The sequence below is a fragment of the Streptomyces sp. CNZ287 genome, from assembly GCF_007827615.1.
This window is the reverse complement of the sequence record NZ_VISV01000014.1, coordinates 197273-211112: the sequence shown is the minus strand read 5'-3', so window position 1 is coordinate 211112 and position 13840 is coordinate 197273. Positions and strand designations below refer to the sequence as shown.

Sequence of the window (13840 nt, the reverse complement as noted above, 5' to 3'; positions counted from 1 at the left end):
ACAGACACGACGTACCAGCTCAGAACCCCGCTCCCCCCGCACTGTCAGACCAGCCGCATACCCTTGGGCGGGCGTGAGGGGAAACGGGGAAACGGTTAAACGGGGAAACGGGGCCCGCGCACACCACACCAACCTGCTGCGTCGATCACGCAGCCCCTACGCCGCCCCCTTGCCGCCCCGGACGACGAGCGAGTCCAGCAGCTCCTGCGTCACCGCGGCGATCTCCTCCACCGCCTTGTCGAACGCCTCGGCGTTGTGCGGCGCGGGGTGGCGGAAGCCGGAGATCTTCCGTACGTACTGCAGCGCCGCGGCCCGCATGTCGTCGTCGGTGACGGTGTCGGCGTACGGGGGGCGCAGGGTCTTGATGCTTCGGCACATATGTACGACGGTACGCCGTACCACTGACATCCGGACGGGGCTGGAAAGGGCGGGGATCTACCAGCTTGTGACCAGCAGGTGGTTCACCGCCAGTGCCACCGCCGCCTGCGCCGTCAGCCAGGTCCGGTGGTCGCGGGCCGGGAGCAGGGCGGCGGCGGGCAGCAGCCAGAGCGTGAACGGCAGCCAGATCCGCTCCGTCTCCGCCTTGCTCAGACCGGAGAGATCCGCCGCCACGAGGCAGGCGAGCCCGGCGACCGCCATGACCGCCACGGCGTACGCCGAGGAGCGCCCGGCGCCGCGCCGGCAGGCGGTCCGTACCGCGCGGCGCGTGCCCGCCACCGCCGCCAGGCCCGCGCTGATCGCCGCGACCGTCAGGTTCGCCCACACCCAGTAGCTGTACGGGCGCTCTCCGCCGAAGCCCTGGTAGTAGCGCTCGTGCAGCAGCGTGTACCCCTCCCACCACCAGAAGCCCGCCGCCGTGAAGGCCACCGCGACCGGCAGCGCGCCCAGCACCACCCACGGCAGCGTCCGCAGCACCCCGGTCCCGCGCCCCCGGCGGGCCGCGCACCACAGCACCGCCGCCATCGGCAGCACCAGCAGCGTCAGCCCGTACGACAGGTACACCGCCCACCCCAGCAGCAGCCCCGCGCCCGTCGCCGCCACCGCGGGCCGCCGCGCGGTCCGCGTCGCCGCGAGCGCCAGCAGCGCGAGGCCCCAGGCGGCCACCGCCGCGAAGTAGCCGTCCGCCGACACCCCGGCCCAGACCGCCCACGGACCCAGCACCAGGAACGGCGCCGCGCGCCGCGTGCGCTCCTCGCCGCCCAGCGTCCGCAGCGCCACCAGCACCGCGACCGCCGCGGACCCGCCCACGGTGATGCAGAAGACCGCCGCCCACGCCCCGCCGCCCAGCCCCGCCCGGTCCAGGCCGACGAAGGTGAGGATCGCGGCGGGCGGGTGCCCGGCGATGTGCGCGGGCCAGTTGTCGGGGGTCTGGATGAGGATGTGGTCGGTGAAGGTGCGTACGGCGTGCCCCAGGTCGGCGAAGCGGGCGACGGTCTCCGGCCGGGCGTATTCGTTCGTCGCCGTCAACTGCCCGGTGACGCCGTCCCGCCAGCCGTCGACCAGTGCCAGGGACCAGATCCACGCCATGGACGCCGCCCACGTGGTGAGGAGCAGCCGGCGCCACGGAAGCCGGTCGGCGAGCGCGGGCCCGTACGCGACGACGGCGGCGGCCACCGCGAGCGCCGCGGGGGTGCCGGGTCCGTAGTGCGGCTCCCAGACGGCGGACAGGGGCGGGAAGTGCACGTGCAGGATGTCGCGGTCGTTGACGGCCCGTCCGACGAGGGCCGCCGTCGTGATCGCCACAGCGGCCAGGCCGGCGGCCAGGAGGTCCCACCGGCGGCCGGCGGCGGGGGCGGACGCCGGTGAGGCGGGGACGACGGTCTCCGCGGCCGGTCCGGGGCCGGTCCCGGTCCCGGTCCCGGTTTCCGTCTCCGTGCCGGCGGCGGGCGGCCCGAGGGGTGAGGAGGTCACGTCGTCACGCTAGGCAGCCGCACCCCGCCCGCGCGGGGAACGCGCGGCGACGTCACGCTTTCGTCAGGAGTCGTTGCGGTGATACGGGCGCATTCGCGGCCTACGGTCGGTCCATGTCCGCCGTACGCCCGCCGGCACCCCGACCCGGCCCTCACTCCGGCCCCGCCGCCGGCCCGGGGGCCGGCCCGCCCCCGCCCGGCCCCTTCCGGCCCGCCTTTTGGCGCAGCCCGCTGCGCGGCCCGTGGTTCACCGCGCTCCTCGGCACGGTCCTCCTCGCCGGCCTGCCCCTGATGCTGCTCACCGGCTTCCTGTCGTACGCCGCCTACAACCCCGACCTCCCCGGCAACGACACCACCCCCGGCAAGGGCCTCCTCGGCTTCTACCTCTTCTCCTGGCCCACGGACCCGCACTGGCTCTACCGCCTCAACCAGGGCGTCCACGTCACCCTCGGCGTCGCCCTCGTCCCCGTCCTGCTCGCGAAGCTCTGGTCCGTCCTGCCGCGGCTCTTCGCCTGGCCGCCGCTGCGCTCCGCCCGGCACGCGCTGGAGCGCGGCTCGACGCTGCTGCTCGTGGGCAGCGCGCTCTTCGAGTTCGCGACCGGCATCCTCAACATGCAGCTCTTCTACGTCTTCCCCGGCTCCTTCTACACCCTCCACTTCTACGGCGCCTGGGTGTTCCTCGGCGCCCTCGCCGTCCACCTCGCCACCCGCGTCGGCAAGCTCCGCCGCGGGCTGCACGACCGGGGCATGGACGAGCTGCGGGCCACGGAACCCGCGCCGCCGACGATCTCGCGGCGCGGCGCCGTGGCGCTGGTGGGCGCCGGGTCGCTGGGCCTGGTCGCGGTCACCGCGGGGCAGAGCATCGGCGGCCCGCTGCGCCGCACCGCGCTCCTCGCCCCGCACGGAGGCGGGAACCCGGGCGAAGGACCGAACGGCTTCCAGATCAACAAGACCGCCGCGGCACTCGGGATCGAGCCGGCCGACATCGGCGAGCGCTGGCGGCTGGTCGTACGCGCCGGGGACGGCCGCCCCGCGGTGCTCACCCGGGCGGAACTGCTGGCGCTGCCGCAGCACACGGCGGCGCTGCCGATCGCGTGCGTGGAGGGCTGGTCGACGGACGACCAACTGTGGCGCGGGGTCCGGCTCGCGGACCTGGCCGCGCTGGCGGGCGCGGGGGAGGGGGACGGGGTGTTCGCGGAGTCGGCGCAGCAGAAGGGGGCGTTCCGCGCGGCGTCGCTCCGGGCCAACCAGGTACGCGATCCGCGGTCGTTGCTGGCGCTCCACGTCAACGGCGCGCCGCTGTCCCGCGATCACGGGTACCCGGCGCGGATCATCGTCCCGGCGAACCCGGGGGTGCACAACACGAAGTGGGTCACGAGGCTGACGTTCGGGGAGCTGCCGTGAGCGCGGGTCGCCCTCCGGGCGGATCCGGGCGGGAGCCGGGGGCGGAGGAGCCGGACGCGCAGGGTGCCGGGCACCCGGGTGCGCGGGATGCCGTGGGGCCGGACGCGCGGGACGTACGGCACGCACATGACGCACATGATGCAGGGGACGCGCCCCATGCACCTGACGCACGTGACCCGGGGGGTGTGCGGGATACGCCGGACACTGAAGAGACTGCGGGGCGGCTGGACGGAGGCGGATCGCGTACGGAACGGGCGCCCGGGTCCGTGGGCCACCGCCTCCGCGCGCTCCTCCGCCGCACGCCCGCCCCCGGGCCCGTACGCCGTCTGCTCGCCCCCGGGCCGCTCCCCACCCTCGCCCTCCTCCTCGCCTCCTTCGCGCTCACCGGCTACGCCGGCGTCCGGCTCTTCGGCAAGGACCCCCTCGGCGTCGCCCTGTGGCTGGCGGGTGCGGCGGTGCTGCACGACCTGGCGCTGCTGCCCCTGTACTCCCTCGCCGACCGAGGGGCCCAACGTGTCCTGGGCCCGCGGCTGGTGAACTACGTGCGCTTCCCCGCCGCCGTCTCCGGGCTGCTGCTCCTCGTCTACTTCCCGCTCATCACCCGCCAGGTGGGCCGCTACGAGACCGTCACCGCGCTGCCCGCCGACGCCTTCCTGCACCGCTGGCTGCTCATCACCGCCGCGCTGTTCGCGGCGTCGGCTCTGGTGCTCGCAGCGCGGCGAACCGTCGCCCGCCCGCGGTCCAGCGGTCCTCCTCCCGCCAGCGGCCCGCCGCCGCGTACCTGAGCAGGGCGGGCAGCCCGACCCGGGCCCAGGGGAAGGCGGCACGCTCGGGGCGGGGCCCCGCGGCGGAGTGAGGGGTGCCGCCCGTGCCGTGGGTGCCGGGGGTGCCGTCCGTGACGTGGACGTGCACGCGCTCGTCCACGTCGTCGTCCGCGGCGACCTCGACGACCAGCCGCCCGCGTGGGCGCAGCAGCGCGGCGGCGCGGGCGAGGAGCGCGGCGGGGTCGCCGCCGATGCCGACGTTGCCGTCGACGAGCAGCGCGGTGCCCCAGCGGCCCTCGCCGGGCAGCGGCTCGAACACCGACCGGCGCAGCGCGGCGGCGCCCCGCGACCGGGCGTGCGCGACGGCCTCGGAGCTGACGTCGACGCCGAGCGCGGGCCGCCCCAGCGCGGCCAGCGCGGCGACGAGGCGGCCGGGCCCGCAGCCGATGTCCAGCACGGGCCCGGTGCACCGCCGCAGCACGGTCACGTCACCCCCGTCGGGCACCCCGCACCACCGCTCCACGTCGAGCGGCAGCAGCCACCCGTCGTGCCGCCTGAGGAAGAGCGGCCCGGCACCGCTGCGCAGGGCACGGGCGTACGGATCGGCGCGGTCCCAGGCGTCGTCGGTGACGTCGAGGCGGGGCGGGGGAGCCGCGGGGTGGGGCAGGGGCCGGCGGGCGCCGGGGCGGGAGGCCGCGGGGCCCGGCGGGGCGGGGTCGGGTGAGTGGCGGGGTGGGGGCGAGGTCATCCGGCGGCTCGGTCGAGTGCCGCACCGTCCGCCGCCGCGGGGTGCACGGCGGCGCCGTCCGGTGCCGCGGCGCCCGGTGCGGTGGCCGCACGGGCCGCGCGGGTCCAGGCGTCCAGGCGGTGGGCCGTGGCGGCGAAGCGGCTGCCCGGGGCGGCGGCTTCGGCGACCGGCGGGACGTCCGCCGGGGTGTCCACGTCGCGGAGCGGCGGCAACTCCCGTACGCGCAGCCCCGCCTCGCGCAGCCGCCGGTGCTGCGCCGCACCCGTGTGCGGCGTCGACATCGGTACGCCCCGCAGCAGTTCCGGGTCCGGCCGCGCCAGCCCCAGCGCCCAGAAGCCGCCGTCCTGCGCCGGGCCGAGGTAGGCGTCGCAGGCCGACCAGGCGTCCCCGGCCAGGGCGGGCGCCAGCAGGGCGGCGGTGAGCTGGGGGGTGTCCATGCCGACGAGCAGCGCGGGGCCCGTACAGCCGCCGAACGCGGCGGCCAGCCGCTCGTCGAGCCCGCCGGCGGCCTGCGGTACGACGGTGAAGCCGGGCGGCAGCCAGTCGCCGGGAGCGCCGTCGAGGACGAGCACGCGGCGCCGGGCGGGCAGGCCCCGTACGACGGCGAGGGTGTCGGCGAGCGCCGCCTCCGCGAGCCGGGCGGCTTCGGCGGGGGTGTAGGCGGGCGTGAGCCGGGTCTTGACCCGGCCGGGGCGCGGCTCCTTCGCGATGACGAGTACGGTGACGCCCCCGCCCCTCACCGCCCGCCCTCCGCACCCCGGCCACCCGCGGCGACACCGCCGCCGGAACGACGTACCGTCCCGCCGGCCCCGGACGCCCGGGTACCGGCGCCGTCGCTCACCGGACGACCGGAACCCGACCGGGATCGCGCCCCGGCACCGGAGCCCGCACCCGGCCCCGCGGCTACGCCCGCGCCCGCGCTTGCGCCGCCACCCGCGCCCTCACCCGGCCCCGCCCCGGCAGCCGTCGTTCCCCCGGTTCCCCCGCCCGCCTCCGGACGCACGCCCGCACCGGCTCCGGCCACCGCCTCCGGTCCGGCCGTGCCCCCGTGGCCTCCCGGCGCGGTCCGCAGGACATCCGGTGCGGACCGCGGGTCGCGCCGCAGGTCGCCCCGGAGGACGCCGCTCATGTCGTGGACCGCCTGCCACGTCCCCCGCCACGTCCCCGTCACCTTCGACTTCCCCGTCCGCGGCGCGTACGGCACCGGCAGCTCCGCGATCCGCCACCCCGCGTCCGCGGCCCGTACCACCGTCTCCAGCGGGTACCCGCTGCGCCGGTCCGTCACCCCGAGATCCAGCAGCGCCGCCCGCCGGGCGGCCCGCATCGGGCCCAGGTCGTGCAGCCGCACCCCCGTGCGGCGGTACAGCATCAGGCCCAGCGCCGCGTTGCCCGCCCGGGCGTGCAGGGGCCACGCCCCGCGCGAGGTAGGGCGGCGGCGGCCGAGGACGAGGTCCGCCGTGCCGGCCGTGATGCGGTCGGTGAGCAGGGGCAGCAGGCCGGGGTCGAGCGAGCCGTCGCAGTCGCAGAAGCAGACCAGTTCGGCCGTGGCCGCCGCGAGGCCCGCCGCGCAGGCGGCGCCGAAGCCGCGCCGCGGCTCGTGCACGACGGTGGCGCCGAGCGCGCGGGCGAGGTCGCCCGAGCCGTCCGTGGAGCCGTTGTCGACCACGATCGCGCGCCAGCCGGCGGGGATCCGGGCCAGCACCCGGGGCAACGCCCCGGCTTCGTCCAGACAGGGGAGTACGACGTCGGTCATGGCCACCACCCTACGAGCGCAAAAGCCGCATAGCGGACGCACGGTTCTTACGAATCACGGACGTCGCCCGCCGCCATCCGTTCGGCCCCCGCCCATCGCCGCCCGCCCGTGCCACGCTGGCACCATGGACCTCGTCCCGCCCGCCAGGATGACCCGGCCGCCGGACGGCCCGGCCCGCGTACTCGTCGTCGACGACGACCCCACCGTCGCCGAGGTCGTCGCCGGCTACCTCGACCGCGCCGGCTACGCCGTCGAGCGCGTCGAGGACGGCCCGCAGGCGCTGGCCGCCGCCGCCTCCGCGCGCCCCGACCTCATCGTGCTCGACCTGATGCTGCCCGGCATGGACGGCCTGGAGGTCTGCGCGAAGCTGCGCGCCGCCGGCCCCGTACCGGTGATCATGCTCACCGCCCGCGGCGACGAGGACGACCGCATCCTCGGCCTCGAAGTCGGCGCCGACGACTACGTCACCAAGCCCTTCAGCCCGCGCGAGCTGGTGCTGCGCGTGGAGTCCGTGCTCCGCCGCAGCCGCGCCGCCCCGCCCCGCGGCGGCGAACTGAGCGGCGCCGGGCTCACCGTGGACCCCGCGGCGCGCCGGGCCGCCAAGCACGGGGCCGAGCTGGCGCTGACCCTGCGGGAGTTCGACCTGCTCGCGCACTTCCTGCGGCACCCGGGGCGGGTGTTCGGGCGGGAGGAGCTGATGCGGGAGGTGTGGGGCTGGGAGTTCGGCGACCTGTCGACGGTGACCGTGCACGTACGGCGGCTGCGCGGCAAGGTCGAGGACGACCCGGCCAGGCCCCGGCTGATCACCACGGTCTGGGGCGTCGGGTACCGCTTCGACACCGCGGTACGGGACGGGGCGTACGACGGCGAGAAGGCCCCGGAGCCCGGCCCCGCCGCCCGCACCGACGCCACCCCCGAAAACGGCACCGACGGGGGCGGCCGCCCGTGAACGACATCCTCCTCATGGCCGCCTTCGCCTTCCTCGGCGCCGCCGTCGCCGGCCTCCTCGGCGCCGTCGCCCTGCGCCTGCTGCGCAACCGCTCCCTCGTCGTCTCCGTCTCCGTCGTCGCCGCGACCGCCGTCACCGCGATGCTGCTGGGCACCCTCGCCGTCGCCCGCGAGATGTTCCTCTCCGGGCACGACCTCACCGTCGTCAGCATCGTCTGCCTCATGGCCGCCGTCGTCTCCCTCGCCACCGCCGTGCTCCTCGGCCGCTGGGTCGTCGCCCGCAGCAACGCGCTGGCCGCCGCGACCCGTTCGTTCGGCCACGCCTTCGACGCGGGCGGCTCCTTCGCGCCCCCCGCGGGCGGCGCGACCGCCGAGCTGGCCGCGCTGAGCCGGGAGCTGGCGGCGACCGCCGAGCGGCTGGCGCAGTCCCGGCAGCGGGAGCGGGCGCTGGACGCCTCCCGGCGCGAGCTGGTCGCGTGGATCTCGCACGATCTGCGGACCCCCCTGGCCGGGCTGCGCGCCATGGCGGAGGCGCTGGAGGACGGCATGGCCGCCGACCCGGGGCGCTACCACCGGCAGATCCGTGCCGAGACCGAGCGCCTCGACGCCATGGTCGGCGACCTCTTCGAACTCTCCCGCATCCACGCGGGCGCCCTCGCGCTCGCGCCCACCCGGATGTCGGTCCACGACCTCGTCGGCGACGCGCTCGCGGGCGCGGATCCGCTCGCGCGCGAGCGGGGCGTACGGCTCGTCGGTGAGCCGCCGGAGCCGGCGGCGGCGGTGCCGGTGGAGGTCGACGGCAAGGAGATGACCCGGGTACTGGGCAACCTCCTCGTCAACGCCATCCGCCGCACCCCCGCGGACGGCACGGTCGCGGTCACCGTCGCGGTGCGGGAGCGGGAGGGCCCGGCGGTCGTCGTCTCGGTCACCGACCAGTGCGGCGGGATCCCGGAGGAGGACCTGGCGCGGGTCTTCGACACGGGGTGGCGGGGCAACCACGCCCGCACTCCGGTGCCGCCCGCGGGCGCCGGGCTGGGCCTCGCGATCGTGCGCGGGATCGTCGAGGCGCACCGCGGGCGGGCGGAGGTGCGCAACGTGCCGGGAGGCTGCCGCTTCGAGGTCACCCTGCCCGCGGCTACCGGCTGACGATCCGCGGTCGCCCGCCCGCGGCCGGCGGCCGGCGCCTCAGGGCGCCGCGCCCAGCGGGGACTTCGCGAACTCCGTCACGCCCTCCGCGAACCCCACCGCCGGCCGCCACCCCAGCTCCGCCCGCAGCCGCGCCGAGTCCGCCGTGATGTGCCGTACGTCCCCCAGCCGGTACTCGCCCGTGATCCGCGGCGCGGGACCGCCGTACGCCGCGGCCAGCGCCGTCGCCAGCTCGCCGACGGTGTGCACGTCCCCGCTGCCCGCGTTGTACGCCGTCAGCGCCCCCGCCGCCGCGCCGTCCCCGTACACCGCCTCCAGCGCCCGGACGTTGGCCTCCGCGACGTCCCGTACGTGGACGAAGTCCCGCCGCTGCGCCCCGTCCTCGTAGACCCGCGGCGCCTCGCCGCGCGCCAGCGCCGAGCGGAAGAAGGAGGCGACGCCCGCGTACGGGGTGTCGCGGGGCATCCCGGGGCCGTAGACATTGTGGTAGCGCAGCGACACCGCACACGCGCCCGTGACCCGCGCCCACACACCCGCGAGGTGCTCCTGCGCCAGCTTCGTCGCCGCGTACACGCTCCGCGGGTCCACGGGCGCGTCCTCCGCCACCAGACCCGGCGCCAACTCCGCGCCGCAGCGCGGGCACCGCGGCTCGAAGCGCCCGCCCGCGAGGTCCGCCGCCGCCCGCGGCCGCGGCCGTACGGGGCCGTGTGCGGCGCAGTCGTAGCGCCCCTCCCCGTACACGACCATCGACCCCGCCAGCACCAGGCGCCGCACTCCCGCGTCGGCCATGGCGGCGAGGAGCACGGCGGTGCCGAGGTCGTTGACGCCGACGTACGCGGGCGCGTCGGCGAAGTCCTCGGTGAGGCCGACCATCGCGGCCTGGTGGCAGACGGCGTCCACGCCGGCGAGGGCCGCCGCGACGGCGTCGCGGTCCCGCACGTCGCCCCGGCGGTACGCGTCGCACGTATGACCGGGCGGCCCTCCGTCCCGGACGTCCAGCACCACCGCCTCGTGCCCCCGCTCGGCGAGGGCGGAGACCACGTGCGATCCGATGAACCCGGCGCCGCCGGTGACGAGTACGCGCATGCCGCGAGCCTAGGGTCGCCGGCGGCGGCGGGCGGCTACTGCCACGCCCACCGTCATACTCCGGTAAGAGCCAGCTCTATCCAGGAATCAAGACAGATATTCCTACTCTTTCGAGCGATTGCTGCCGCTTTGCGCCGAAGCCTAGCTTCGGTGGCATGACGACCTCGCCAGAAGAAACGTCCGCGTCCGTCGAACTCCCCGCCCGGCTCAGCCTCGACACCGCCGCTGCGCGGAACCTCACGACCACCACCAAGACGCCCCCGCAGATGCAGGGGATCTCCTCCCGCTGGCTGCTCAAGGCGCTGCCGTGGACGGAGGTCAAGGGTGGTGCGTACCGGGTGAACCGGCGCCTCACCCACACGCTCGGCGACGGACAGGTCGAGTTCACCTCGGTCGGCGACGAGGTGCGCGTCATCCCGCAGGAGCTGCGCGAGCTGCCGCAGTTGCGCGCGTACGAGGACGAGGAGGTGCTGTCGGCGCTGGCCGACCGGTTCGCGCAGCGGGAGGTCGCGCCGGGGGACGCGGTCGTGTCCGCGGGGTCGGCGGCGGACCAGGTGGTGCTGGTCGCGCACGGGCGGCTGGAGCGGGTCGGCACCGGGAAGTACGGGGACGAGACCGTCCTCGGCGTCCTCGCCGACGGCGACTACATCGGCGGGGAGGTGCTCCTGGAGGCCGACGGGACCTGGCCGTTCACGGTGCGGGCCCAGACCCGCGGTACGGTGCTGGTCCTCGCCCGCTCCGCCCTCGACGATCTGCTGGCGCAGGCGGCGGGGCTGCGCGAGCACCTGGCGGCGTTCGGCTCCCTCCCGCAGCAGCCGCAGAACAGCAAGGGCGAGGCCGAGATCGCGCTGGCCTCCGGCCACCACGGCGAGGCGGAGCTGCCGGGCACGTTCGTCGACTACGAGCTGACGCCCAGGGAGTACGAGCTGGAGGTCGCGCAGACCGTGCTGCGCGTCCACAGCCGCGTCGCCGATCTCTACAACGACCCGATGAACCAGGTCGAGCAGCAACTGAGGCTGACCGTCGAGGCGCTGCGCGAGCGCCAGGAGCACGAGCTGATCAACAACCGCTCGTTCGGCCTGCTGCACAACGCCGACCTCAAGCAGCGCATCCACCCCCGCTCGGGCCCGCCCACGCCCGACGACCTGGACGAGCTGATCTCCCGCCGCCGGCAGACGCACGTGCTGCTGGCGCACCCGCGGGCGATCGCGGCCATCGGCCGGGAGTGGAACAAGCGGGGCATCTACCCGCCGCGCACGGAGTACCTGGGCAGCGAGGTCAACAACTGGCGCGGCATCCCGCTGCTGCCCTGCAACAAGATCCCGGTCACCCAGGAGGGGACCAGCTCGGTCATCGCCATGCGGCTCGGCGAGGCGGACCAGGGTGTGGTGGGGCTGCACCAGACGGGGCTGCCGGACGAGATCCGCCCGGGGATGAACGTCCGGTTCATGGGGATCAGCGACAAGGCGATCATCTCGTATCTGGTGAGCGCCTACTTCTCCGCGGCGGTGCTCGTCCCCGACGCGCTCGGCATCCTGGAGGACGTGCAGATCGGCGCCGGCTGACCGGGACGCGACGGCTACCGGCCGGTCCGGCGGAAAGCGCCGCCCCGGCCGGTAGCCGCCCTCGGGACCACCGCGGCCCGGCTCAGCCCGGCCAGGTCCAGTCCGCCACCTCGGGCAGGTCCGTGCCGTGCTCGCGGATCCAGGCGTGGTGCCGGCCGCGTACGTCCGCCATCCGCTGCCGCACCGCCGCCGCCCGCACCGCCAGGCCGGGGACGCGGTCGACGACGTCCATCACCAGCCGGTAGCGGTCGAGGTCGTTGCGTACGACCATGTCGAAGGGCGTGGTCGTGGTGCCCATCTCCTTGTAGCCGCGGACATGGAACTGGTCGTGTCCCGCGTGCCGGTAGGCCAGCCGGTGGATCAGCCACGGATAGCCGTGGTACGCGAAGATGACCGGGGTGTCGCGGGTGAACACCGAGTCGAACTCCCGGTCCGTCATCCCGTGCGGATGGTCCTCGTGCGGCATCAGCCGGGCGATGTCGACGACGTTGACGACCCGTACCGCCACCTCCGGCAGATGCTCGCGCAGCATCGCCGCCGCGGCCAGCACCTCCAGCGTCGGCACATCGCCGGCGCACGCCAGCACCACGTCCGGCGCCTCGCCGGGGCGTTCGGTGCCGGCCCACTCCCAGATGCCGACGCCGCGCAGGCAGTGCGCGCGGGCCTGCTCCAGCGTCAGCCAGTCGAACGACGGCTGCTTGCCGGCGACGACGACGTTGACGACGTCGCGGGTGCGCAGCACGTGGTCGGCCACGCACAGCAGGGTGTTGGCGTCCGGCGGCAGGTAGACCCGGACGACGCCGGGGCTCTTGTTGAGGATGTGGTCGACGAAGCCGGGGTCCTGGTGGCTGAAGCCGTTGTGGTCCTGCCGCCAGACGTGCGAGGTGAGCAGGTAGTTGAGCCCGGCGACCGGCGCCCGCCAGGGCTCCTCGTGCGCGGTCTGGATCCACTTGATGTGCTGCGCGGCCATGCTCGCGACGATGTGCGCGAACGCCTCGTACGACGAGAACAGCCCGTGCCTGCCGGTGAGGACGTACCCCTCCAGCCAGCCCTGGCACAGGTGCTCGGAGAGCACCTCCATGACCCGGCCGTGCGGCCCGTGGTGCTCGTCGGTCCGCTCCGTCTCCGCCTGCCACGCCCGGTCCGTGACCTCGAACAGCTCCTGGAGCCTGTTGGACGCGGTCTCGTCCGGGCCGAAGACGCGGAAGTCGCGGCGTTCCGCGGTGTCCGCCATCACCTGCCGCAGCATGGCGCCGAGCACCCGGGTCGGCTCGTGCATCCGGCCGCCGGGCCGGTCGACGGCGACGGCGTACGTCTCGGGCCCCGGCAGCGGCAGGGCGCGCAGCAGCCGGCCGCCGTTGGCGTGCGGGTTGGCGCCGAGGCGGCGGTCGCCGTGCGGCACGCAGGCGAGCACCTGCGGGCGCGGCCGGCCGTCGGCGCCGAAGAGCTTCTCCGGTTCGTAACTGCGCAGCCACCGCTCCAGCTCCGCCAGGTGCTCGGGGTTCTCGCGCACGTTGGGCAGCGGCACCTGATGGGAGCGCCAGGTGCCCTCGACGGGGGTGCCGTCGACGTCCTCGGGGCCGGTCCAGCCCTTGGGGGTGCGCAGCACGATCGCCGGCCAGCGGGGGCGCCCGCGCAGCCCGCCGCGGGCGCGGGCGGCCTGCTGGAACTCGGCGATCCGGTCGAGGGCCGTGTCCATCGCGTCGGCCATGTCGCGGTGGACGCGCGCGGGGTCCTCCCCGCTCACGTGCAGCGGTTCGTGCCCGTAGCCGCGCAGCAGCTCGTCCAGCTCGCGTTCCGGGATGCGGGAGAGCACGGTGGGGCCGGCGATCTTGTAGCCGTTGAGGTGCAGGATGGGCAGTACCGCGCCGTCGTACGCGGGGTCGAGGAACTTGTTCGCGTGCCACGACCCGGCGAGCGGCCCGGTCTCCGCCTCGCCGTCGCCGATGACGCAGGCGGCGACGAGCCCGGGGTTGTCGAAGGCGGCGCCGTAGGCGTGCGCGAGGGAGTAGCCCAGCTCGCCGCCCTCGTGGAAGGACCCCGGGATCACGGGCGCGACGTGGCTCGGCGTCCCGCCCGGGAAGGAGAACTGCCGGAAGAGCCGCGCCATCCCGGCGGCGTCGCGCGAGACGTCGGGGTGCGCCTCGCCGTACGAGCCGTCGAGCCACGCGCCGGCGTAGACCGCGGGGCCGCCGTGTCCCGGGCCCCAGACGCAGACGGCGTCGAGGTCGCGGGCGCCGATGACGCGGTTGAGGTGGGTGTAGACGAGGTTGAGGCCCGGGCAGGTGCCCCAGTGGCCGAGCAGCCGCGGCTTGATGTCTTCGGGCGTCAGCGGATCGGTGAGCAGCGGATTGCGGGTGAGGTAGATCTGACCCGCAGCCAGGTAGTTGAGGGCGCGCCAGTGGGCGTCGAGGTCGGCCAGCTCCTGCTTCTTCATCGTCGTCCCATCGACGAAGGGGGCGGTAGGCGGTACGGCCAAGTCTTACGGCCCGGGGGCGCGCCCACCACCCGACGGC

The 13840-nt window shown here is 75.8% G+C and carries 11 protein-coding genes and 1 pseudogene; 5 read left to right on the top strand and 7 right to left on the bottom strand.

The genetic code is table 11. The features are described from left to right. Window positions 1–156: 156 nt before the first annotated feature. Both FB457_RS24305 and FB457_RS24300 read right to left on the bottom strand, forming a co-directional pair. Complete coding sequence (locus tag FB457_RS24305) at window positions 157–378, bottom strand: DUF2277 domain-containing protein (RefSeq protein WP_047016475.1); 222 nt, start codon at window positions 376–378, stop codon at window positions 157–159. 57 nt (window positions 379–435) lie between these two features. Beyond that, complete coding sequence (locus FB457_RS24300) at window positions 436–1911, bottom strand: hypothetical protein (protein WP_145783251.1); 1476 nt, start codon at window positions 1909–1911, stop codon at window positions 436–438. A gap of 113 nt (window positions 1912–2024) precedes the next feature. Here FB457_RS24300 and FB457_RS24295 point away from each other — a divergent pair, with 113 nt between their 5' ends. Together FB457_RS24295 and FB457_RS24290 are read left to right on the top strand one after the other, a co-directional pair. After that, complete coding sequence (locus FB457_RS24295; RefSeq protein ID WP_047016473.1) at window positions 2025–3314, top strand: molybdopterin-dependent oxidoreductase; 1290 nt, start codon at window positions 2025–2027, stop codon at window positions 3312–3314. 266 nt (window positions 3315–3580) lie between these two features. Next, on the top strand, window positions 3581–4099 hold the full coding sequence (locus tag FB457_RS24290; protein WP_047016472.1) for a hypothetical protein: 519 nt from the start codon (window positions 3581–3583) through the stop codon (window positions 4097–4099). Here the strand turns inward: FB457_RS24290 and FB457_RS24285 are convergent. From FB457_RS24285 to FB457_RS24275, 3 genes and pseudogenes are all read right to left on the bottom strand, one after another. Continuing rightward, a complete protein-coding gene (locus tag FB457_RS24285; protein ID WP_145783250.1) occupies window positions 3987–4826 on the bottom strand; it encodes a class I SAM-dependent methyltransferase in 840 nt (279 codons plus the stop codon). The two genes, FB457_RS24290 and FB457_RS24285, sit on opposite strands and share 113 nt — an antisense overlap. Continuing rightward, entirely contained in the window at window positions 4823–5566 is a 744-nt protein-coding gene (locus tag FB457_RS24280) for a TIGR04282 family arsenosugar biosynthesis glycosyltransferase (RefSeq protein WP_347614792.1), read from the bottom strand. The genes FB457_RS24285 and FB457_RS24280 overlap by 4 nt, the downstream gene beginning before the upstream one ends. 344 nt (window positions 5567–5910) lie before the next feature. Next, window positions 5911–6579 (bottom strand): annotated as a pseudogene (locus tag FB457_RS24275) (glycosyltransferase family 2 protein); the annotation flags it as partial. A 124-nt stretch (window positions 6580–6703) separates the two neighbouring features. Here FB457_RS24275 and FB457_RS24270 point away from each other — a divergent pair. Then, window positions 6704–7528 (top strand): response regulator transcription factor, encoded by an 825-nt coding sequence (locus FB457_RS24270; RefSeq protein ID WP_047016469.1) that lies wholly within the window; start codon window positions 6704–6706, stop codon window positions 7526–7528. Further along, entirely contained in the window at window positions 7525–8673 is a 1149-nt protein-coding gene (locus FB457_RS24265; protein ID WP_047016468.1) for a sensor histidine kinase, read from the top strand. Before FB457_RS24270 ends, FB457_RS24265 begins: the two co-directional genes overlap by 4 nt. Window positions 8674–8712: 39 nt before the next feature. Here the strand turns inward: FB457_RS24265 and FB457_RS24260 are convergent, their stop codons facing one another. Then, entirely contained in the window at window positions 8713–9759 is a 1047-nt protein-coding gene (locus FB457_RS24260) for an NAD-dependent epimerase/dehydratase family protein (RefSeq protein ID WP_145783249.1), read from the bottom strand. 155 nt (window positions 9760–9914) lie between these two features. On the opposite strand from FB457_RS24260, the gene FB457_RS24255 reads away from it, so the two are divergent. Next, entirely contained in the window at window positions 9915–11324 is a 1410-nt protein-coding gene (locus FB457_RS24255) for a family 2B encapsulin nanocompartment shell protein (protein WP_145783247.1), read from the top strand. Between the two features lie 82 nt (window positions 11325–11406). On the opposite strand, the gene FB457_RS24250 is transcribed toward FB457_RS24255, so the two are convergent. Beyond that, a complete protein-coding gene (locus FB457_RS24250) occupies window positions 11407–13803 on the bottom strand; it encodes a phosphoketolase family protein (protein WP_486589120.1) in 2397 nt (798 codons plus the stop codon). Between the last annotated feature and the right edge of the window lie 37 nt (window positions 13804–13840).

Coding starts and splice junctions, on each gene's coding strand:
- FB457_RS24305 (WP_047016475.1), bottom strand. CDS start 378: ATGTGCCGAAGCATCAAGACCCTGCGCCCCCCGTACGCCGACACCGTC.
- FB457_RS24295 (WP_047016473.1), top strand. CDS start 2,025: ATGTCCGCCGTACGCCCGCCGGCACCCCGACCCGGCCCTCACTCCGGC.
- FB457_RS24285 (WP_145783250.1), bottom strand. CDS start 4,826: ATGACCTCGCCCCCACCCCGCCACTCACCCGACCCCGCCCCGCCGGGC.
- FB457_RS24270 (WP_047016469.1), top strand. CDS start 6,704: ATGGACCTCGTCCCGCCCGCCAGGATGACCCGGCCGCCGGACGGCCCG.
- FB457_RS24260 (WP_145783249.1), bottom strand. CDS start 9,759: ATGCGCGTACTCGTCACCGGCGGCGCCGGGTTCATCGGATCGCACGTG.
- FB457_RS24255 (WP_145783247.1), top strand. CDS start 9,915: ATGACGACCTCGCCAGAAGAAACGTCCGCGTCCGTCGAACTCCCCGCC.